The organism is Mucilaginibacter flavidus, assembly GCF_024055575.1.
GTDB lineage: Bacteria > Bacteroidota > Bacteroidia > Sphingobacteriales > Sphingobacteriaceae > Mucilaginibacter > Mucilaginibacter flavidus.
On the sequence record NZ_JAMXOE010000045.1, the window covers coordinates 1 to 21,070 of the forward strand.

The following is a 21,070-nucleotide window of genomic DNA, read 5'->3' on the forward strand; positions in this document are numbered from 1 at the left end:
GAAAAGTCCTTAATGAAGGATATCGTTATTATCTGTGGCGGCGACCCTTATAAACTTGACGCAATCCTCAAAAGTGCCCCAGAATAATCTTCCGAACACCCATGGTCACAACACCAATAAGGGCGCGTTAATAATATTGATACGTAAAAAAAGTCTCACTATCCTCAGTCACCCTGCCATTATGCTTTTTTATTTCGTGTATTTTTGTTTTGTTGCCATCTATATCATATTCATAAGTATAATCCCAGCTTCCTGTGTCCAGGGCGTAGCCGTCTGATTTCCATCGTCTTTCCCAATCCTGGCTCACCTCATCGCCGTTTTTGTTATATCGATGAGTCAAGATTTCATATTGGCAGCCTTTTGTCTATTTTTTTTCAATCTGCCGGTTTTTTTCATCATATTTAAAAGTGGTATAAGCCACGGTATCGTTACCTTCATAAAGTTCTCTAAAAACTTCATTTCCCTTATGGTCAAATTTACTTATCGACTTTTGATGTAGCAAATTATAAGACCATACACTTGTATCAGTATTTTTTACATCATCATAAACCGTGGTTTTTAAATTTTGCAGTTGACCACGTCCGTCATATTCAGCCCGTGTAAGCTGCCTGTTCTTATTGTCATAAGTATAGCTACTCGCAACAAACCTGGTATTGTTTATAAAATTGTAATATTCCAACCTTGTAAGGTTATCATGTGCATCGTAAAAATTTGTCCAAAGGTCGCGAGTTCCGTCAAAGTTCATTTCGGTGGTTTTTTTCTTGCCTGTTGGAGTATAAGTGACAATACTATTAAAGCCATCAAAAATGGTTTGTTTCACCGAAATCTTTCTTCCGTTGCTATCTAAAAATGTATGGGTTGTTTCCTTCGAATTTGAATGTGAGATATCAACGTATTTTACCTTTCGCTTCTGCTGGGCCGCCCCCACAAATGCCACACAAAGTATAAACAGGGATAATGTAATTTTTTTAACGTACATGGTAAAAGGTTCGATTAAAGATATAAAATCTCCCCAAATTTGCCAGCATGAAAAAACTGCTGCTCATCCCCGTACTATGTATACTCATATCATGCCGTCCCAATTCAGGAAAAAATTCCACAAACGAAACTACCTCAAATAACACCAGGGCTACCGATTCAAAAAAATCGACCATAAAAATTAAAAAAGATAACATTCTTGAAAAATCCCCCGAAAAATTAATCGGTATATGGGCCGACAGCGTTGGCGGCAATGCAGTGTTTCAAATCGAAAAAAAGACCTTCTTTTACCCTGATAACAACGCCGGTTATAACTATAAATTTATTGGTGACAGCATACAGGTACACTATGATGGCTATTACCAAAGTTTCGCCTGGAAATTTAAAGGCAACGATACCCTGGTTTTAACCGGCCGTGATGGCATAACGCCGTTTTATAGGATGAAGGAATAACATAACTTTAGCCTCCTTGCACCAAGAGACGCAAAGTATTGCGTCTCTACAACCTAATCAACTACCCAACTTTTCCTAATCTCTAACCTCCGGTCTCTAATCTCTACTCTCTATGCCTTAATGTCATAAAAAAAATATTTCACTGCCAATAGCACCATAATGAGCTGACATACGTATATATAATTAAACTATTGTGCTATAATTATGTCAAAAACATACAAATACACGTTTTTTTTATTGAATGTGTTGTTTTTGATGGTTTTATTTATAAAATTGCTAAACAAAATTCAGGTTCAATAAAAGGATTATCATTGCAATGTCTGCTTTGAGTATAACTTAAAAACTTGGCAATAATATTGTTGATATGTGTAAAACAACGCGTCAGTATTATTGAAACAAATTAATACATTAGGACGTTCATAAATCGGAAGGATATATATGGAAGCTAAATTTTCGCCACGGGTAAAAGACGTTATACAATATAGCAGAGAGGAGGCCTTGCGCCTGGGGCATGATTATATTGGAACTGAGCACCTTTTGTTGGGTTTGATAAGAGACGGGGATGGGGTTGCAATAAAATTATTGAAAGAATTAACTGTTGATACAGCTAAATTACGCCGCTCTGTTGAGGATGCCGTAAAGGGCACCATCGGCACAAACGTACATATTGGCAGTATACCGTTAACCAAACAAGCCGAAAAAGTATTAAAGATAACTTACCTTGAGGCTAAAATTTTTAAAAGCGATGTAATAGGTACCGAGCACTTGTTGCTTTCTATTCTTCGCGATGAGGATAATATCGCATCACAAATTTTAACACAGTTTAACGTGAATTACGAAATTTTTAAAGGCGAGGTTGAGTCGCACAAAAACGACGTAACCGACGAGATGCCGGGTTCACCTACCGGGGGCGACGATGACTTTAAAGAAGAAGAATCATTCAGTCAGCCTAAAAAGGTATCGGATATTAAATCAAAAACACCTGTACTTGATAATTTTGGCCGCGATTTAACCAAAGCTGCCGAAGACGGTCGTCTTGACCCGATTGTTGGCCGCGAGAAAGAAATTGAACGCGTATCGCAAATCCTGTCACGCCGTAAAAAGAACAACCCTATATTAATAGGCGAGCCGGGCGTAGGTAAATCTGCTATTGCTGAAGGTTTGGCTTTGCGTATTGTACAGCGCAAGGTATCGCGTGTATTGTTTAACAAACGCGTGGTTACCCTTGATCTGGCGTCGCTGGTAGCAGGTACTAAATACCGCGGCCAGTTTGAGGAGCGTATGAAAGCCGTAATGAACGAGCTGGAGAAATCGCCCGACGTAATTTTATTTATAGACGAGATACACACCATAGTTGGCGCAGGCGGCGCTTCGGGTTCGCTCGACGCATCAAATATGTTTAAGCCGGCGTTGGCCCGCGGCGAAATACAATGCATTGGCGCAACCACATTAGATGAGTACCGCCAGTACATAGAGAAAGATGGCGCTTTAGACCGTCGTTTCCAGAAGGTAATGGTTGAACCTGCTACCCCTGATGAAACTGTGGAGATACTGAACCGCATTAAAGAAAAATACGAAGAACACCACGGCGTTACTTACACTCCGGAAGCTATTAACGCCTGCGTTACTTTAACCACCCGGTACATTACCGATCGTTTTTTACCAGACAAGGCTATTGACGCTTTGGACGAGTCAGGCTCGCGTGTGCATTTAACCAATATCCATGTGCCACAAAACATTTTGGATATCGAGCAGAAAATCGAGCTGATTAAGGTAGAAAAGAACAAGGTTGTACGCAGTCAGAAATACGAAGAGGCTGCCAAGCTGCGCGATACTGAAAAGCATTTGCTGGAGGAATTGGAGCAGGCTAAAGCTATTTGGGAAGCTGAGACAAAATCAAAACGTTACACTGTAACTGAAGATAATGTTGCCGAAGTGGTATCCATGATGACCGGTATTCCCGTTCAGCGTGTGGGCCAGGCCGACAGTTTGAAGCTGTTGAATATGGCTGATACCGTTGGCACCAAAATTATCGGGCAGGAAGACGCTATTAAAAAATTAACCCGCGCCATACAACGTACACGTGCAGGATTAAAGGATCCTAAAAAGCCGATCGGCTCATTTATATTCCTTGGTCCTACCGGTGTTGGTAAAACTGAGCTTGCCAAAGAGCTTGCCCGTTTTATGTTTGATACCGAAGATGCGCTGATACAAATTGACATGAGCGAGTACATGGAAAAATTTGCCGTGTCACGTTTAGTAGGCGCGCCACCGGGCTACGTAGGTTACGAAGAAGGCGGACAGCTGACCGAAAAGGTACGCCGTAAGCCTTATGCGGTAGTATTGCTTGATGAAATTGAAAAAGCACACCCTGATGTATTTAATATTCTGTTACAGGTGCTTGATGAAGGACAGTTAACTGATTCGCTTGGCCGCAAGGTTGACTTCAGGAACACCATCATCATCATGACATCGAACATCGGTGCCCGCCAATTGAAAGATTTTGGGCAGGGTGTTGGTTTTACCACCGCTGCAAAAACCACACAGGCCGATTCACACTCTCGTGGCGTAATCGAGAACGCGTTGAAACGTGCTTTCGCTCCCGAGTTTTTGAACCGTATTGATGATGTTATCGTGTTTAACTCGTTAGGTAAAGACGAAATCTTCAAAATTATCGATATCGAGCTTGGCTTCCTATTCAACAGGGTTAACATACTCGGATACAAAATTGAGTTGACCCTTGGCGCTAAAGAGTTTATTGCCGATAAAGGTTACGACGCGCAATTTGGTGCCAGGCCATTAAAACGCGCTATCCAGAAATACCTGGAAGACCCGATTGCCGAAGAGATACTTAAAGGCGAACTTGCCGAAGGCGATACCATGGAAGTGGATTACGATAAGGAAAGCGGTGAGATAAAAATTGTGGCCCGCAAAGCTGAAGGCGAGAACAAAAAGCCCGAGGAAGAAGAGCAAAAGTAATAATCCATACTTCGTATAATTTTTAAAGGCCTGCTATCAAATAGCAGGCCTTTTTTGCTTTTCGCGGAAACTACGCATGGGCTGAATTTACCCTCTCCTAATTATTAATTAATAAATAACTATAAATTATTAAAATCACATTAAAAGTTAAAAATTGCGGTTTTTACGTAAAAAATGTGCGGAAAACACCCAAAAAAATTGGGTGTTAATACGGGTCTGGCAACATGCATTTTTGCCTTATTTTTATGTCGCCCCTAAACCTTATTTGTTCGCGAGAACAAAAAGCCCTTGTTGAAAGCCACGGCTCGAAACAAGGGCTTAATATTTAAAGAAAGTATGCCATTCCTATCAAATTTCGAAGTCTTCAACCAGGCTGAAGGGACAATGCCATTACGTTTTTCAAATTAACACACCTTCAAATCATCAAATCATCCGCACATCTGCATATTCGCACATCCGCACATCAAACCCTCTTCTCCACTTTATCATAAAATCCGCCGAAATTATTCAGCCTGACAGCATCCTCCCTGAAAAAGTCTCCCGGGAAACCAAGTTGTATGGCACTTACTTCGTCAAGGCGTTTCAAATGGTCGGCGCTTAACTCAATATCAACCGTTTTAAGGTTATCTTCCAACTGGCTTAATTTGGTAGCCCCAACAATAGGTATTGACGAAAAGCCCTGCTGCATGGTCCATTTTAACGCAACATTGCCGGGTGTTGTACCAAGTTCTTCCGCAATGGCTATAACAACTTTGGTTATTTCGGTGCTGCGGTCATTACGGCGCACACTTTCGGCTTTTATGCGGCCCTGCTCGCCGCGCAGGTATTTGCCGGTTAACGCACCTCCACCCAATGGTGCCCATGGGGTAACGGTAATGCCGAAATGTTTAGCCATGGGTATCAACTCGCGCTCAGGAGTGCGGGATAGCAGGCTATATTCTACCTGCAAAGCTATAAACTGGCTCCAGCCCATCAGTTCGGCAAGCGTATTGCCCTTGGCAACTACCCAGGCCGGGGTATCGCTTATGGCGGCATAGGTTACCTTGCCTTGTTTTATTAAATCATCCATGGCGCGCATTACCTCATCAATCGGGGTTATATCATCCCAAATATGGAGATAAAGCAGATCGATAAAATCAGTTTTCAGGCGTTTGAGGCTTTCCTCAACACTGCGCATCATATTTTTGCGGTTATTGCCCGACGCGTTGGGGTTGGTGGTATTATCCTTAAGCGAATATTTAGTGGCCAGTACAAAATAATCGCGGTCGTGGTTGCTGATGTAATCGCCGATAATTTTTTCGCTGGTACCCATTTTGTATAAGTTGGCCGTATCAAAAAAATTACCGCCCGCATTGGCAAATGCGTCCATAATTTCGAAGCTGGCGTCTTTATCGGCGCCCCAGCCGGCCTCGGTACCAAAACCCATTGTACCCAGGCATAGTTCAGAAACTTTAAGACCCGAACGGCCTAATAATTTGTATTTCATATTTTTAAGCTTAATGCAGAAAGGAAAAAGCTGAAAGCAGCCTGTCCATGGTAAAGTTATGGATTGCAGCATTACAGATGAAACAATTATTGACATGTACTTGTAATTATTAAATAACAACTATCGCCATGAAAATCATAAACATTCATAAAACCACCACAATAACCGAAATACTTGCCTTACTGCAGCAAAAGCTAAACCCGCTCTTTCACGAGCAAAAACAAAGCGACATGAGTTTTGACATATCAGAAAAAAACGGCGCCGTTGAAATTTGGCAACCGGAAACTTACGAAGGCTTTTTATTCAGGATAGAACCACAAGGGACTCAACTCCACATTACCCGGTCGGAGCATTATGTTGATGACGTAAATTCGATAACCGTAGAATCTATCCTTAACTCCCTGTTCGAAGAGCTGGCGATGGACGGTAACGTAACCCTGGTTTTAGAAGGATAATAATTTTCTGTAGCTTTAAATATAAAAAGCTGCCTATGTTACCAAAAACTTGCTGTCTATCGTTTTTTTTGCTGTTCGCTGTATTGACATACGGGCAAACAAAGACGTCGGCTGTACAGAAACCGGCAGCAGTTATCAAGGGGGTAAATATCGGTGAACCTGTAATAGTGAAGGACGATACGCTCTTTAAGTTTTACAGAGGTCAGGGCTTATTCGACACTAAGGAAAGGGCCCGCGTAGTCAGCAGCCGTATAGCCGATATTATATCCAGGATTGACTTTAATCCGGATTCGATAGTGCTAAAAAACGACTCTGCTAACTCCTCCATCACCTATAATTCCCAGCTGCTATTAGCTATTACTGATGAAGATGCCAAATTTTCCGAACTAGACAGGCCGCAGCTTGCCGCTAGCTATGTAACTATTTTAAAGAAAAACCTGGGCAGTGTTTTTGAAAGTAACAGTGTTAAAGATGTTATCATCAACATCCTCGAGGCGCTGGCTGTTGTGATAATCCTGCTTTTACTTATTTGGCTGGTAAACCGCGCATTCAGGTGGCTAAAGCTAAAAATGATTAAAGCGTGGGAAAGCCGGATCGCTAAATTAGGAAAGAAGGGGGCGCCGGTAAGATACGCCAACCGGATTTTGCCAGTTCTTACAAGCTCGCTACGTGTGCTGCGTTTATTTGTAATCGTATTATTGGTTTATCTTGCATTACCTATCGCATTCCTCATTTTTCCTTGGACGAAAGCTATTGCCAACCAGCTGCTTGGCTACGTTATCAACCCGGTTAAAAACATTTTGCTCGGCATATTACACTACATACCCAACCTGTTGACTATTGCAGTAATTTATCTTGCAACCCGGTATATTGTAAAATTAGTAAAGTTTATTGCAACCGAGATTGAAAACGGGGCAATCATCATAAAAAACTTTTACCCCGAATGGGCCAAACCAACTTATAACATTATCAGGGTATTACTTTATGCTTTTATGTTTGTGATGATATTCCCGTACCTGCCTGGCTCCGATTCGAAAATTTTCCAGGGGGTAACTGTTTTTTTAGGCGTGCTATTTTCGCTCGGCTCGTCGTCAGCAATTTCAAACATGGTGGCGGGCCTGGTACTTACTTACATGCGCCCGTTTAAAATTGGTGACCGTGTAAAAGTTGGGGAAATTACCGGCGATATTATTGAGAAGAACCTGCTGGTAACACGGATTCGTACCATTAAAAACGAAGATATTACAGTACCAAATTCAACCATATTAGGCGGTGCTGTGGTCAATTACACTACATCATCAAAAAATTTGGGGTTGATATTGCACACCAGCATTACCATTGGTTATGATGCGCCGTGGAGTATTATCCATGGTTTGATGATTGATGCCGCTTTGGCTACAGAGGGGATAATGGCAGAGCCTAAGCCATTTATTTTACAAACCGACCTGAATGACTTTAACGTTACCTACCAGGTGAATGCCTACACTTCACAGTCGCACAAAATGGCCTTGATTTACTCAAATCTACATCAGCAAATACAGGACAAATTTAATGAAGCAGGTGTGGAAATTATGTCACCGCATTACACAGCATTGCGCGTTGGAAACACCATACAAATCCCGGATGATTACAAACCGAAAGATTACGTAAAGCCTGGCTTTAAAGTCCAGAAGGAGCAATAAGCAATGATATTAGTGATGATATAGAAATGCAGCTACCTTACCCAATCCAGCTAAACTTATATTCAAGCCCGGGGTTTTTCATCCGCTCGGCAACGCGTAATAAACGGGTGGGCAGGTTCATGATATAATCACGGGCTTTTTCGCCGGTTTCGTTAAGGTCAACCATGCTTTCAATGTGCCAGTCTTCTATCAGTTCTTTTAGTATATCAACATAGTCAATAGCGGTGTAAACACCCAGGCGTTGTGCGGCATCAGTAAAATGACCGAAGGTTTGGCCTATTTTTAAACCAACTTCGCGCAAAAAGTGCGCCGGCATAACAATTTTTTTGCGCATCATATCCTCAAAAGCAATCATTGCCTCGCTTGGATCAACCTCAAATATCTTTTCAATAAAATATTTATAGGCCTTGGCATGGCGGGCTTCGTCGCTGGCGATAACGCCGCACATTTTTGACAACAGTGTATCGCCATCTTTTTTTGCAGCCGAAGCGACACGACGGTGAGAAACATTAGTGGCCAGTTCCTGGAACGAGGTATAAATAAAGTTACGGTATGGATCGTGCCCGGTACCGATGTCAAAACCATCGGATATTAAATATTGGGTAGATATTTCCATCATCCGCATATTTACACGGCCCGACAGGTAGAGGTATTTGTTTAATAAGTCACCGTGGCGGTTTTCTTCGCCGGTCCAGTGCCGGGTCCATTGCATCCAGCCACCTGCTTCATCGTCAGACACGCCTTCAACCATGGTTAACCACGACTCGTAAGTTGGTAAAGCTTCTTCGGTAATGGTATCGCCAACTAAAACAGCTATCAGGTCGTACGATAAGCCCTGGGCGCTTTCACGCAGTTCCTTGATTTCGCTGAAGAAAGTATCGCGCGATGAATCGGGCAAAAAATCAGATGGTTGCCAGATGGTATCGATGGGTTTCAGGTATTCATCCTTTTTTTCAAGCATGAATTTTTCGATGTGTTGCATCACCTCGCGTCGCTTATCGTCAAAAAATCTCATAGTAAATATTAATGGTGCAAAGTTAGCTATTTATAACCACAATAAAATTATCATTTTTGCGCGCCATAACCTATGGCGTCTTTCATGCAATCGGGCAGGTTGTTCACCGAGGGGGCCCCGTTAAAAATAGAAAAATTAGTATTATAATCCCATAACATCCCGGGGATGTTTAATGTTTTAAGTGATTGCCTTACTGTTTTAATATAGCGGCAACGGCTGTCAATATCGGCGTACTTATTATATACGCCATATTCGCCGCACAATACCGGTACGTCATATTTTGTTGCCCAGTTTTTTACAATCTGCAGCTTATCGCGCACCGATTGCTCGTTCCCGTCTAACTTATATTTGTTATAATTCTTCTCTCCGTCAGTATTTTTTGCCTTCGTGTTCAGCGCCGGAAAAGTTGCCTGGTTGTATGGAAACGGCACACCGGTGGTGCTTTCCTGGGCGCCGATCCACTCCGCTCCCTGGTGCGTAAACAAAAAAGGTTCATAAAAATGAAAGGTATATATAACATTTTCGTCGGCCAGCCGTACAAACCGGCTCAATTCATAGATGCTGTTATAATTTGAGGCGCCTATAATTAAAGTTCGTTCTTTATCAATCTTTCTGATGGCAGTCGTAATGTTGTAAGCGGCGCCCTTCCAGGTTTCGGGATTCATGTGCGGTGGCTCGTTGTATAACTCGAAAAACAGGTCGTCATGATTTACATGCAGGTACCTTTTGGTGAGTTTTGTCCACAAATCAATTAGCTTCGGGGTCTCGGTATTGTAGTTGTTATCATTAAAGTTACCATTGTGATAATCAATTATAACCTTAAACCCATAAGCATGGCACTGTTTAACAAATTTATCAATGTGGGAAAATAATTGCCCGAACGGAGTTTGTTGGGATTCAAAATACGCAAACGCTACAGGAAGCCTAAGGCTTTTAATACCGAGGCGTTTTAAAAGCTCAAAATCAGCGGTTTTTAACGGAGTTTTAGCTAAAATATCTTTATTCCAGGTTTGTTCGTACCATGAAATAGAGATTCCGTTATCGAGGCTTTTGGCCCGCTTGAAAGCCATTTGTCGAAAATTTGGGGTGGTTGGATTACTTTTTGCTATATCAGCAGGCGCAGCAATCAATAACATAAAAATAAATATGTTTTTTAATAACGCGCCAACAGTGTAATGAATATGTTTATATGTGCAAAACATGTGCTTAAACGTATTAAATATTTTGAGTTACTTTATACGAATTAAATTTATTGATAACAACAATCCTATCATAATTTAAGAAAACCTAACTAATGTTTGTCCAACTAACAAAAGAAGAACTAAACAAAGAAATCTCAAAGAAGGCCTGGTACCAGACCAATAATATCATTTGGATGATATTGTTTGTTTATCCCTTGTTCAGCATTGTTGATTTTATATTCGCCAATAATTATTGGCTGCAGTTCTTTATTGCACGTATTATCACCGACCTTGTTATTTTAGGGCTTTACAGCATTTTTCAACGTAAGAACTACAATTTCCGGATATTATTACATATTTCATTATTTTTAATATCAGTCACTTCGGCTTTATTATGTAATATAGTTGATATTGGCGAGTTAAACGTTTATTACTTATTGTTCGGTGCTATATTCCTGTTTTTTAACCTGCAGGTGTTTTGGGAGCCCATCAACTCCGTTTTACAGGCATTGCTGGCATTGGTGCTGCTTGGCATATTTTTTATTCTGTTTAGCCAGTATAACCTCGAAACTGTTTTGCAAAACGGCGGTACGGTATTTTTCATCATCGCCCTGGTATCCTGTTTTGTGCCGGGTGCGCGTTATAAAATTATCGAACGTGATGTACGCTCACAGCTGCTAATCACCAAATCGAACGAGCAGCTAAAAGAGCAAAACCGCGATATTGCCGAGAAGAATAACATTATTGATGCCCAGTACGACGAACTGCGTAAGCTTGATAACCACAAAAACAACTTTATAAATATTGCCGGCCACGATTTAAAGAACCTTGCGGGTTCAATAATCATGAGCAACAATATGATTAAAGAAGAAGGGTATCGCCTTAGCGCCGACCAAACCGAGTTTGTAGGCTATATTGCCGAATCGGCCACAAAAATGCAGTACCTGCTTAATAAGCTGATGGACGTTAAGGAAATCGAGTCGCCCGAGATGCGGTTTAAGCTCGAAGTATTCGACATTAACTCCGAGGTTCAGCATATATTTAAAGGGTTAACTGAAACCGCTCAAATGAAAAACATTCATTTGATTGACGAGATACAAAAAACACCTATAAATGTTAACCTCGACCGTGTTTTTGCGGGACAGGTTTTCCAGAACTTACTATCAAATGCAATTAAATTTTCGCAAACAAACAACAATATCAAGGTTGTAACCAGTTTACAGCGCCAGAAGTTTGTTTTTGAAATAATAGACGAAGGTATTTCAATTGGCCAACGGGAGCTTGATGACATGTTTAACAAACTTAATGCGTTAACCGAGGCATCGGAGCATACCGAAAACCGGGTTGGGTTAGGCCTTTCGATAGCAAAATTGATGACCCAGGAAATGGGCGGTGAAATATCGTACAGAAGCGATGATCACGGAAACTATTTTAGAGTTGAATTTTACGTAATAAACTAATATTGACAAACCAATGAACAAATTTTTTACCTTATTAGCCCTTGTATTTCTTTTAAGTAAGGCATCATTGGCCCAGAGTGTGGTGTCCTTCAAATCATTAGGGCACGCTGACGACGCCATTTACGGAATGAGCGGCGCAAGTTCTATCTACGTTAAGATTTCGCCTATGGTGGAAATGAACGGGAGTAAGCTGGTATTATATTTTGAGCCTTCGCAGGCCTTGTTAAAAGATCATTCTTTTATCAATATAATTATCAACGATAAACCCGCTTACAGCGCACGATTAGGTGCCGATACCATTCAAAAGGTAATACTTAACCTTAGCCGGGCCGATCTTTCGCCGGATCATTACCTTAAAATTCAGGTTAAAACGCTGTTAGCCATCAGCGACGATATCTGTAAGGATTTGGATAACCCCGCCATGTGGCTTAAGGTTAAGGACTACTCCTATTTATCGTTGGTTAAAAATTCAAAAACCGGCTTGAGCGACGTAAACATCAGCAATTGCTTCGATTCAAAAAGAGCAATTGTTTACCCCGCCGATCCAAGCCTTAAAGACTTAAAAGCCGTTGCATGGGCTTACGCAAGGCTGAAAAGAATTTCGGGCAGAAAAATATCTGTTTATGAAGCAACCGCAGTGCCTGACAGCGTAAAAAACTACATCCAGGTTGGCGCCTTAGGTGCATTGCCAGAAGACAAGCGCTCGCTGATCAAAGTATCGCCACAGTCAAAAGAAGGTATATTATACCTTTCAAAATCCATGTCGTCTTCTACCGATACCATTACTCAAATGGTTAACGAAAAAGGCGTAATGGTTGCTCACAAATCGGTTGCTACATCATCTTCACCAGCCGAAATATTGTTTGTTAGCGGCGGCGACGATGAAGGTTACGAAAAAGCTATCACAGCCTTAGGTAATATCAACATATTAAATTCAACTTTTGGTGATTACCTTTTAGTCGACGCAGCATCAAACACTCATTTTAAGAGCATCGATGAAAACCGGTCGAAGTTATCGCTGAAACAAATTGGTGGTTCAAGCGACTTCCTTTCTGGCATTGGTTCGTTAAAAAGTGCATATAGCTTTAAAAACAGCGACTTTAACTTTACACCAAAAGAAGTTGAGATACGCTTTATTGGTAACTACAGCGGCTTAAGCCCTGGTGATAGGGGTTACTTTAACATTTACCTTAACGGTTTGCTTATAAGCAGCGAAAAGCTTGACGCCTCTGGTAAATTAAATACCTCGGTAACAATTAACCGTTATCAGCACCACAAATACAATACATTGGAGGCTGAGTTTAGGTTCTTCCCATCAAACGGATTGTGTAAAAACAGCTTTATAAACTTCTTTGGCGAGATTGATGCTGAGAAATCATACCTCGAGTCGAAAAACCCATTCATCTCAAGCGACCTGAGCTTTTACCAATATCCTGAAGCATTTAACAGTGGTACTACCCGCATTATCGTATCAAAGGAATATGCAAAATATGCAGCTGGCGCCATTGGCGAAATTATTTACGAGCTGAACAACAACATCAACTCAAACAACTTCCCTGAGTTTGCTTTCTCATCAGACGTTCCTGCCGGCGACTTAAAGAAATACAACATTATAGCGCTGTTAAGTAAAGAAGATAAGCTGATGGGAGAATTTCCGGATGCGCCGATAAATTTTAAAGAAAACTTCCGCTTATATAATGCCGAAAATAACAAGGCGGTATATTCACTGTCTGATACAACATCAAACGGCTTGGCGCAGATTTTCTACGGAAGAAGTAATAACGCCACGCTGGTATTAACCGCAACCGGCACACACATTTCCGAAGCATTGACAGCGGCCGCACGTTCAATTACCGAGCAACTTTCAACCCTGTCAAGCAACGTGTGTGTTACCGACGTTAACTCAAACAAATACCTGTTCAACATCAATAAATCAAGCGAAAATATTGAATATGTTGATACCAAGAGCGCTATCACACAGTTCTGGGAAAAATATAACCTGTATATATTATTGGGTATACTAGTGCTGATACTGCTATCGTTCCTGTTTGTTCGTTCAAGAGTACAAAGGTCGCAGGAATTATATAACGACTAATTATCGTCGCTTCAATTGATTATATGAGTAACCTTAGCTTATGCCGCATAGGCTAAGGTTACTTGATAAAATTGTTTTAACACTTTACTGAAACTGAATAATATGTCAATTCCTGAACTTTTGGTTAATGATGGTTTTATATCCAGGCAAGATCGGGAAAAGATTAATGATTTATCTGCCACCACCGGCCAGTCATTTATCAAAATAGCGTTAAACTTCGGGTACATTTCCCGTAAAAATTACGAACGCTCGTTAACAAATGCAGGTTACGTTTTCCAGCCCATCAGGGAACTTGCGTATGACGCAGACGTACTCAGCAAAATAGAACTAAAGTTTGCCGACCAGCACGTTGCACTACCTTTACGTATTGAAAACGGCAGGGTTATAACCGTAATGGCCGACCCGTCAAACCAGTTGTTTATTGATTTCATAAGGTTTACTTACGACTGTGAGCCTGAAATTATATTAGCATCTGACCTTGATATTACCTGGTTAAGCCACAAATTAACCGGCGACAAATATGTAAAGTCGGCAGTTTTCGAATTGCTGAACCGCGACCCTAACAGTTCGGCATTTATTACCTTTTCAACCGGCCAGCTTGCCTTCCTTTTTATCCTGTTAGGTTTGGTGACTATCGGGTTGGTTGTAAGCTTCAAAAACACATCTATTATTATCAATATCCTCATCAGCTCGTTCTTTTTGGTGGCGATATTGTTTAAGCTGTTTTTGGCGCTTATGGGCTCTCGTTTTGAGCTGCACCAGGCGGTAACCCGCGAAGACCTGCGCGAAATTGTGGAAGACGAACTGCCTATATATACCATTTTATTACCGGTGTATAAGGAAGATAAGCTGATAAAGAAGCTGATATGGAACCTGCAAGCACTCGACTACCCACGCGAAAAGCTGGATGTAAAACTGCTGATAGAAGAGGATGACGATAAAACGCTAAATGCAGTTCGCAACCTGGACTTCCCAGCCATATTTGAGGTCGTGGTGGTGCCGTTCCACATGCCTAAAACAAAGCCGAAAGCCTGTAACTACGGCCTTCATTTTGCACGCGGTAAATATCTAACCATTTACGATGCGGAAGATATCCCCGATACCGACCAACTGAAAAAGGTAGTGTCGATGTTTGGCAAACTGCCATCGAATTACATTTGTATCCAAAGCGCGCTAAACTACTTTAACCGCAACGAGAACTTTTTGACCCGTATGTTTACCCTTGAGTATTCATATTGGTTTGATTATATGTTGCCAGGCCTCGATACCCTGGATATCCCTATCCCCTTGGGTGGTACCAGTAACCACTTTAAGCTGGAAAACCTGGTTGAACTTGGTGCCTGGGATCCGTTTAACGTAACCGAGGATGCTGATTTGGGCCTGCGCGCATATGCAAAGGGGTATAAAATTGCGGTTATTAACTCCACCACATACGAGGAGGCTAATAACGAGCCTATCAACTGGATTCGCCAGCGTTCACGGTGGATTAAAGGCTATATGCAAACGTACCTGGTACACATGCGTAACCCGGTTGCACTTTGGAGAAAATTAGGCTGGAAAGGTTTCCTTGGTTTTAACTTCTTTATCGGAGCTACACCACTTACCTTTTTGGTGTACCCGTTTTTGCTGGCCATTTTCATAAGCTACCTGGTGTTCGACCTTTCGACCATTCGCACACTGTTCCCCGACTGGATTTTGTTTATGTCGATATTTAACCTGATGGTAGGTAATATATTGATGATTTATATAAATATGATGGCAGTGTTTAAAAGGCGGTATTACGAGCTTATCCTTTTCTCTATCGCTAACCCGGTATACTGGCTTATGCACTCGGTTGCTGCCTTTAAAGGCCTTTACCAATTAATTGTTAAGCCGTTTTACTGGGAAAAAACAGAACACGGGCTTAGTAAAGTTAACAATCCAACAAACATTGTTAAATGAGAAATCAATCCAGATATCTGTTACTTATCACCATTTTATTGGCGATTTATTACCTGGTATTAGGTATACACTTAAATCATTTAGGTTACATAAGCCAGGAGGCAATGTTTTACATTGAAAAAACCAAAATCGTTGTCGACGGTTTGGGCAACAGGCTTAAGGTAATGGGTTTAACTGCCCCTATATTGCCATTTTATGCTTCATTTATATTTTCGGCAATAAGCGCCCCGCTGGCGCCGGTTATAGCTTCTTCAATAATTACTGCACTGTTATTCTTTTTAATAGGGAGCGCATTAATGAGGAGGGCCAAAGATGAATTTTACCTGTTTATATTGCTTATCATATTTATATTCCATCCGGGTATTTTATATGCCGCTTGTTCGGGAAAATCAATCGCGCTGGTAATGGTCTTCTTTTTCATGTTCTTTTTTAACTTGATAAAGTTCTACAATTCAAACACCACGTTCCACGTATCAATTGCCAGTATAAGTTTGGTGTTGCTCATATTTTGCGATTATAAGTTCATTTGGCTTACCTTATTCTTTATCCCGCTGGTATTGTCAATAACTATAAAAAGCTTAAACCTGGGCGAGCAGGAGTCTATTTTCAGGCTGTTTATCAGCTTCAACAACCCGTCGCTGCGGCGAAAGCTGATCAACAAAACGTTTGCGCTTTATATTATCCTGTTCGTGCTGCCGCTGGCTTGCATTGTTTGTTACAAGCTCCTGAACTTAACACACGCACAGGACTTGAACTATTTTAGCGAAAGCCCTTATGCTACATGGACGGTACTGGCAGACAAGCTGAGCTTCGACCAGCTATCAACCAGTACGGTTTACCAGATTCCCGAAACATCTATTTTAATATCGGCGAGGGTGCTGCTGTTTTGTCCGCTTATTTTGGTGGCCATTTACCTGTTCAGGAACAGTATGTACCAGGTTTTAACGCTGCTTACCCCATTTGCATTTATCGAGTTTTTACACATTAAATACGAGAAAGTATTTTTAGCTCAAGAATACTATCTAATATTCGTTGTACTGGCTCTGCTTTGTATTTTGTATAAGGCACAAACTATTCGTAACCAAACCATATTAAAAACCATAGTTGGTGTTTTAACACTGGTGCAATTGTATACGGGCTATATCTTCCTCAAAAACTCCTCACTTACCGAGGAGAAGAACTTTATCACCGTATTGCTTAACCGCGAGCCTGACACCCACCAGGATGAAAATCGCCAGTTGGCTAATTACATAAACCACTTGCCCGAAGGCTCCCACGTGTTGGTTGATGACGCAATAGCCTTCCCAATAGTGGCGTTTACCCGCGACAAAAAAGACTTGCAAAGGTTAACATTGCCTTACCAGAACAGCTATTTAAGTGCTATTGAAGCACCCGATAAATACGACGATTACGTACTGCTTGCTTCCGAAAAAAACGAAGTAACCGGCTTTACGCAGCTAAATAATAAATACATACCGGTAGTTAAAAAAGCCAACAGCGCCCTAAAGTTACATCGTGTATACGAAACAAGCGATTGGGTACTGTATAAAGTGTACGAATAGTAGTCGGAAGAGTCGGTAAAGTCTCAAAGAAAAAGAACGTCCTGGTTAGCATCAGGACGTTTATTATTTCCCCAAAATTTTCACTCTTTCTATTTGTGCTTGCTCCCCGCCTTTCGTTCTTTACGGACTTCTTCGAAATTAAACCATCTTGCAACTCCCTAGTCCTATGTTGAGTTAATTACTAAAAACTCAAAAATGAACAGATTAATTCTAATAGCATCCTTTATTATAGGATTAGGCTTTATGGCCAGCGCACAGGTTACCAAGAAATCGCCGGAGCAGCGTGCAGCTCATCATACTAAGGCGTTGCAAAAAAAGCTTAACCTTAGCCAGGAACAGGCCAAGCAGGTAAATGCGCTATTTTTAACACAGGCGACCCGCATGGACAGCCTGAAAAACAGCAACCCTTCGGATGACAAAAAGGGTAAACAACTGGCCGCTAAAAGCATCAGGCTGGCAACAAAAAAACAAGTATTTGCCGTTTTGAACGACGAACAGAAAACCAAGTTTGCTGCCTGGGAAAAAAAGCACAAAATGAAACACAAAGAGCACCAGGCTCCTAAAGACGCGGTTGAAGGATAATTTTGACGAGACCGGAGATTAGAGATCAGTGATTAGTGAACATGAATCTTCGGTGTGATTAAAACTGTTGATTTGCCGGCTTTCGAAAGGAGCCGGCTTTTTTTCTAAACCTGTACAGCCGAATAAATTACTTTGTCACGGCTGTCAGTATTCCAGGCCCAGTTTATAGTTGTATTTTTCTTGCCGGTACTGCCAAGCTTGCCCCAATAACCTGATGGGTACAAATCGTGCGCAAGCGGTCCGCTGACAACAATCACCACGTGGCCATGACTTTGCGGAGGCACATTTTCTCCACCTTTTAATCCGCCCACAACCAGCCAGCCATCATCGGCTTTTGCCTTTGCTTCTACTCCATCGGCCAGTTGTTGCCAATCAGCTAATTGTATTTGATCTACAATATTATCTGCCTGGCCGGTTAATATGACAGATAAATCAGCCGAAACAGCTTTTACAAAGCCGCTGCAGTTATCTGCATTTGCGTCGAAGTTGGCTTCACAGGTGTCGATTATTTTTTGTGCGATAGGGTTCATATTGTTGATTAAGGTTGTTTAATTCCCAAACTTAGGAATTAAATACTTAAAGTCAAACAGTTACGGGGTAACGCAGCAAGGGGGGCACTTTTAAAAGACAAATCTTTTATATCGCAAAGTAGTCAATAGCTAATGCGCCGGCGACAATCAGTAATCCAAAAAATTCACGCGTTTTCTCAATATAAGGTTTTTCGGCCTGCATGGTTTCAACAATGCTGGGCCTGTTGTATTTCATCATCCAATCGCGAACCCCATCTTTCGCGAAAAACAAAATAATTGCATACACCAGGTAAAAAGCAATGGCAGCAAGATAAATTACCGGGTAATATAATCCATAGGCAACCAAACCGCAGCACACGGCGGCAACCATATAAATTGTTACCCACAGTACGGCGTCAACATCGTTAAGGTTTACATAAGCAAAGCCTAAAAAGGCGACGCAGAAAATTATGTTCAGTATAATCAGTATCATGATAGTATTATAGCGGCCAATTTATAAAATCTGCCTTAAAGACTATAATTTATCTGCGCAAAAAAACACAAAAAGCCCCGTTCGGTCGAACAAAGGCTATTACTGCGTGCAGTGTTTGTGTTTAATACCAGCGCCCCCGGTCTGCCCGGCTACCGCCGTTAAACAGGTTTAGCAGCAACAGGATAACTGCAATAACAATTATTATGTGTATGGCGTCCCCGCCAACGTGGAAGGCAAAGCCCCCAAGCAGCCAACTGATTACCAGGATAACTACGATAATATAAATTAAACTTCTCATAATAATTGAACCCCAGACGGTTGCGATTGTTTTAGATATGGAAATTAAATGATTGGGAGCGAGTTGATCTTAATTTCATTGGTGGTCAATTTTTATCCGGGAGTGATATTAAAAATCCCGCAGCTATCTTATATATTTAAGCATGAGAAAATTGACATGCTCTTTGGGAATAATTTTCATGTCGCTGTCGATTGGCTGCGAACGGACCGGCCTTAAAAAATACTATACCAGAATATCGCCGGAAGAATTTGCAAGCTATGATTCTGTAGTGATGACTGTAAAGTCAAAGTACGGCAAGGTATATCACGCATACAAACGTTCAAGGAGGAAGTTTATGAATAATTCCCTAATTTTCGAAAAAAGCATAAATGGCGAGAAAGCGCTTTATAAAATGCAGGGAGATGCAGAAATAAAGAACGATTCCACTTTTATTATGTATGGCTCACCGCTCCTGGTAGTTGGTGATACTGTAAATTGGGTGAAAGGATTATGGTTTTATAGACGCAGTAACGGCGGGACAACCTACTATAGCGCGGATTCTTTGCCACATAACCCTCCTGAAATTAATTACCAAACAATATCGACCGGAATTTACAAATATGCCGGTGGCAAACTTATTAAAGTTTCTTCAAAACAAACAGAAGAAGCTTTGAATGAGATAAATGCACAGGGTTTCATTTATTTACCCAATCCGGGGCGTTTTTTCGAATTGGTAAGATTTGACCAAATTAAATAATTATTCGGTTAACCAGTTGTTTCAATTTCAATATTTGCCGGGTTATTTTGCTGCCGCGATAGATTAAAAATTTCAACAAAAAGAGTCAGCGAGCATAAAAAGGGAATATAAAAAATCACGTCGTTATTAACCAGCAGCCAGGCATATCCAAAATCGTCATATAAAATTGGGCCAAAATATGTTACAAGGTGGCATAGTAGCAGCAACCCGGCAAATCCCCAATAGTATCGCCGGATATTACGATTGCGCACGAAAGCGAAGGTGATAAGCATATACGCTGTGCTTACTTTGCCTGTTATTTGCATTAGAAACTGCATCTGGACTATATTATAATTGGCTGAACCAAAAAGCGTTGTTAATGGTAAAAGAAAGATAAGCGCCTGGCCGCAGAAGAAAACAATTAAGCCCGACCTAATCCATTTTTTTTCTTTAAAAATCTTTAATACCCATAACTGGCCAATGTTAATAATAAGTACAAACAAGCCAGCAGAGATTGTTAGCCAAAAAAATTTCACCAGCGACATATGATGAGTCGGCCGGCTAAAATTTGTAAAAACGGTCTCATCAAGATACCAGAACTTAAAAATGCCGAACACAATGTATAAGGCACTTACTACAAGCATAAATATGGCTATGCTTTTGTTAATCTTCATTGATAGTGTTTTAGGTCTATAATTGCTGTTTTATTTTGAACTAAAGATAGCCGTTAACAATCATTTTATCACCCAACTTTTCAAGAATCTTGCAACGCCGTAGATTACGAACCGCCACAAAACAAGAAACCCCTAGCTCACTGAACTAAGGGTCTTGATAAGATTTGGCACCGACCTACTCTCCCATCCGCTAACCAGCGGACAGTACCCCGGCTCTGGCGGGCTTAACTTCATTGTCCGGATTGGAAATACGTATAAAACAAGAAAGCCGCTCATCGAATGATGAACGGCTGCTTGATAAGATTTGGCACCGACCTACTCTCCCATCCGCTAACCAGCGGACAGTACCCCGGCTCTGGCGGGCTTAACTTCATTGTCCGGATTGGGAAATACGTATAAAATCGAGTAGGAAGTAAGGGATTATTTCCCTTACTGTCCTCTCACACCACCGTACGTGCCGTTCGGCATACGGCGGTTCAATAAACATTAACAGTTTTTCAGCGGGGTGGTGA

Annotated in this window: 19 protein-coding genes; 10 read left to right on the forward strand and 9 right to left on the reverse strand. The window is 41.3% G+C overall.

Going from position 1 to position 21,070, the window contains the following annotated elements:
- Window positions 1-127: 127 nt before the first annotated feature.
- Window positions 128-340: a hypothetical protein gene (locus NAF19_RS29865; RefSeq protein WP_252794073.1), complete on the reverse strand. Its 213-nt coding sequence runs from the start codon at window positions 338-340 to the stop codon at window positions 128-130.
- A 24-nt stretch (window positions 341-364) separates the two neighbouring features.
- On the reverse strand, window positions 365-979 hold the full coding sequence (locus NAF19_RS29870; RefSeq protein WP_252794074.1) for a hypothetical protein: 615 nt from the start codon (window positions 977-979) through the stop codon (window positions 365-367).
- Between the two features lie 47 nt (window positions 980-1,026).
- Here NAF19_RS29870 and NAF19_RS29875 point away from each other — a divergent pair, with 47 nt between their 5' ends.
- Together NAF19_RS29875 and NAF19_RS29880 are read left to right on the forward strand one after the other, a co-directional pair.
- Window positions 1,027-1,431 (forward strand): hypothetical protein, encoded by a 405-nt coding sequence (locus tag NAF19_RS29875; protein ID WP_252794075.1) that lies wholly within the window; start codon window positions 1,027-1,029, stop codon window positions 1,429-1,431.
- 438 nt (window positions 1,432-1,869) lie between these two features.
- Window positions 1,870-4,410: an ATP-dependent Clp protease ATP-binding subunit gene (locus NAF19_RS29880; RefSeq protein WP_252794076.1), complete on the forward strand. Its 2,541-nt coding sequence runs from the start codon at window positions 1,870-1,872 to the stop codon at window positions 4,408-4,410.
- Between the two features lie 463 nt (window positions 4,411-4,873).
- Here the strand turns inward: NAF19_RS29880 and NAF19_RS29885 are convergent, their stop codons facing one another.
- Window positions 4,874-5,896, reverse strand: a complete 1,023-nt coding sequence (locus NAF19_RS29885) for an aldo/keto reductase (protein ID WP_252794077.1) — start codon at window positions 5,894-5,896, stop codon at window positions 4,874-4,876.
- Between the two features lie 128 nt (window positions 5,897-6,024).
- On the opposite strand from NAF19_RS29885, the gene NAF19_RS29890 reads away from it, so the two are divergent.
- A complete protein-coding gene (locus NAF19_RS29890; RefSeq protein WP_252794078.1) occupies window positions 6,025-6,351 on the forward strand; it encodes a hypothetical protein in 327 nt (108 codons plus the stop codon).
- Window positions 6,352-6,386: 35 nt separating this feature from the next.
- Window positions 6,387-8,033 (forward strand): mechanosensitive ion channel family protein, encoded by a 1,647-nt coding sequence (locus tag NAF19_RS29895; RefSeq protein ID WP_252794080.1) that lies wholly within the window; start codon window positions 6,387-6,389, stop codon window positions 8,031-8,033.
- Window positions 8,034-8,070: 37 nt separating this feature from the next.
- Here the strand turns inward: NAF19_RS29895 and NAF19_RS29900 are convergent, their stop codons facing one another.
- Window positions 8,071-9,048 carry an acyl-ACP desaturase gene (locus tag NAF19_RS29900; RefSeq protein WP_252794081.1) on the reverse strand — a complete coding sequence of 326 codons (978 nt, stop codon included), beginning with the start codon at window positions 9,046-9,048 and terminating at the stop codon, window positions 8,071-8,073.
- Window positions 9,049-9,098: 50 nt separating this feature from the next.
- Window positions 9,099-10,118 (reverse strand): glycoside hydrolase family 5 protein, encoded by a 1,020-nt coding sequence (locus NAF19_RS29905; RefSeq protein WP_252794084.1) that lies wholly within the window; start codon window positions 10,116-10,118, stop codon window positions 9,099-9,101.
- A 224-nt stretch (window positions 10,119-10,342) separates the two neighbouring features.
- On the opposite strand from NAF19_RS29905, the gene NAF19_RS29910 reads away from it, so the two are divergent.
- The 5 genes from NAF19_RS29910 to NAF19_RS29930 all read left to right on the forward strand — a co-directional run bounded on the left by NAF19_RS29910 (window position 10,343) and on the right by NAF19_RS29930 (window position 17,869).
- Window positions 10,343-11,689, forward strand: a complete 1,347-nt coding sequence (locus tag NAF19_RS29910) for a sensor histidine kinase (protein ID WP_252794085.1) — start codon at window positions 10,343-10,345, stop codon at window positions 11,687-11,689.
- Between the two features lie 13 nt (window positions 11,690-11,702).
- A complete protein-coding gene (locus NAF19_RS29915) occupies window positions 11,703-13,784 on the forward strand; it encodes a cellulose biosynthesis cyclic di-GMP-binding regulatory protein BcsB (RefSeq protein ID WP_252794087.1) in 2,082 nt (693 codons plus the stop codon).
- Between the two features lie 102 nt (window positions 13,785-13,886).
- The gene (locus NAF19_RS29920; protein WP_252794088.1) at window positions 13,887-15,725 is read left to right on the forward strand and encodes a glycosyltransferase; all 1,839 of its coding nucleotides are present in this window, start codon (window positions 13,887-13,889) and stop codon (window positions 15,723-15,725) included.
- Entirely contained in the window at window positions 15,722-17,287 is a 1,566-nt protein-coding gene (locus NAF19_RS29925; RefSeq protein WP_252794090.1) for a hypothetical protein, read from the forward strand. The genes NAF19_RS29920 and NAF19_RS29925 overlap by 4 nt, the downstream gene beginning before the upstream one ends.
- A gap of 195 nt (window positions 17,288-17,482) precedes the next feature.
- The gene (locus NAF19_RS29930) at window positions 17,483-17,869 is read left to right on the forward strand and encodes a DUF4890 domain-containing protein (protein WP_252794092.1); all 387 of its coding nucleotides are present in this window, start codon (window positions 17,483-17,485) and stop codon (window positions 17,867-17,869) included.
- Between the two features lie 104 nt (window positions 17,870-17,973).
- Here the strand turns inward: NAF19_RS29930 and NAF19_RS29935 are convergent, their stop codons facing one another.
- The 3 genes from NAF19_RS29935 to NAF19_RS29945 all read right to left on the reverse strand — a co-directional run bounded on the left by NAF19_RS29935 (window position 17,974) and on the right by NAF19_RS29945 (window position 19,169).
- The gene (locus NAF19_RS29935) at window positions 17,974-18,399 is read right to left on the reverse strand and encodes a hypothetical protein (RefSeq protein WP_252794093.1); all 426 of its coding nucleotides are present in this window, start codon (window positions 18,397-18,399) and stop codon (window positions 17,974-17,976) included.
- Between the two features lie 106 nt (window positions 18,400-18,505).
- Entirely contained in the window at window positions 18,506-18,871 is a 366-nt protein-coding gene (locus NAF19_RS29940; protein WP_252794094.1) for a transmembrane 220 family protein, read from the reverse strand.
- 121 nt (window positions 18,872-18,992) lie between these two features.
- The gene (locus tag NAF19_RS29945; protein WP_252794095.1) at window positions 18,993-19,169 is read right to left on the reverse strand and encodes a lmo0937 family membrane protein; all 177 of its coding nucleotides are present in this window, start codon (window positions 19,167-19,169) and stop codon (window positions 18,993-18,995) included.
- A gap of 142 nt (window positions 19,170-19,311) precedes the next feature.
- Here NAF19_RS29945 and NAF19_RS29950 point away from each other — a divergent pair, with 142 nt between their 5' ends.
- A complete protein-coding gene (locus tag NAF19_RS29950; protein ID WP_252794096.1) occupies window positions 19,312-19,905 on the forward strand; it encodes a hypothetical protein in 594 nt (197 codons plus the stop codon).
- Between the two features lie 8 nt (window positions 19,906-19,913).
- On the opposite strand, the gene NAF19_RS29955 is transcribed toward NAF19_RS29950, so the two are convergent.
- Entirely contained in the window at window positions 19,914-20,558 is a 645-nt protein-coding gene (locus NAF19_RS29955) for a hypothetical protein (protein ID WP_252794097.1), read from the reverse strand.
- Window positions 20,559-21,070 lie beyond the last annotated feature (512 nt).

What these genes read in the sequence shown, in the direction of transcription:
- NAF19_RS29870 (WP_252794074.1), bottom strand. Translation starts at nt 979, where the DNA reads ATGTACGTTAAAAAAATTACATTATCCCTGTTTATACTTTGTGTGGCA.
- NAF19_RS29875 (WP_252794075.1), top strand. Translation starts at nt 1,027, where the DNA reads ATGAAAAAACTGCTGCTCATCCCCGTACTATGTATACTCATATCATGC.
- NAF19_RS29880 (WP_252794076.1), top strand. Translation starts at nt 1,870, where the DNA reads ATGGAAGCTAAATTTTCGCCACGGGTAAAAGACGTTATACAATATAGC.
- NAF19_RS29885 (WP_252794077.1), bottom strand. Translation starts at nt 5,896, where the DNA reads ATGAAATACAAATTATTAGGCCGTTCGGGTCTTAAAGTTTCTGAACTA.
- NAF19_RS29890 (WP_252794078.1), top strand. Translation starts at nt 6,025, where the DNA reads ATGAAAATCATAAACATTCATAAAACCACCACAATAACCGAAATACTT.
- NAF19_RS29895 (WP_252794080.1), top strand. Translation starts at nt 6,387, where the DNA reads ATGTTACCAAAAACTTGCTGTCTATCGTTTTTTTTGCTGTTCGCTGTA.
- NAF19_RS29900 (WP_252794081.1), bottom strand. Translation starts at nt 9,048, where the DNA reads ATGAGATTTTTTGACGATAAGCGACGCGAGGTGATGCAACACATCGAA.
- NAF19_RS29905 (WP_252794084.1), bottom strand. Translation starts at nt 10,118, where the DNA reads ATGGCTTTCAAGCGGGCCAAAAGCCTCGATAACGGAATCTCTATTTCA.
- NAF19_RS29910 (WP_252794085.1), top strand. Translation starts at nt 10,343, where the DNA reads ATGTTTGTCCAACTAACAAAAGAAGAACTAAACAAAGAAATCTCAAAG.
- NAF19_RS29915 (WP_252794087.1), top strand. Translation starts at nt 11,703, where the DNA reads ATGAACAAATTTTTTACCTTATTAGCCCTTGTATTTCTTTTAAGTAAG.
- NAF19_RS29920 (WP_252794088.1), top strand. Translation starts at nt 13,887, where the DNA reads ATGTCAATTCCTGAACTTTTGGTTAATGATGGTTTTATATCCAGGCAA.
- NAF19_RS29925 (WP_252794090.1), top strand. Translation starts at nt 15,722, where the DNA reads ATGAGAAATCAATCCAGATATCTGTTACTTATCACCATTTTATTGGCG.
- NAF19_RS29930 (WP_252794092.1), top strand. Translation starts at nt 17,483, where the DNA reads ATGAACAGATTAATTCTAATAGCATCCTTTATTATAGGATTAGGCTTT.
- NAF19_RS29935 (WP_252794093.1), bottom strand. Translation starts at nt 18,399, where the DNA reads ATGAACCCTATCGCACAAAAAATAATCGACACCTGTGAAGCCAACTTC.
- NAF19_RS29940 (WP_252794094.1), bottom strand. Translation starts at nt 18,871, where the DNA reads ATGATACTGATTATACTGAACATAATTTTCTGCGTCGCCTTTTTAGGC.
- NAF19_RS29945 (WP_252794095.1), bottom strand. Translation starts at nt 19,169, where the DNA reads ATGAGAAGTTTAATTTATATTATCGTAGTTATCCTGGTAATCAGTTGG.
- NAF19_RS29950 (WP_252794096.1), top strand. Translation starts at nt 19,312, where the DNA reads ATGAGAAAATTGACATGCTCTTTGGGAATAATTTTCATGTCGCTGTCG.
- NAF19_RS29955 (WP_252794097.1), bottom strand. Translation starts at nt 20,558, where the DNA reads ATGAAGATTAACAAAAGCATAGCCATATTTATGCTTGTAGTAAGTGCC.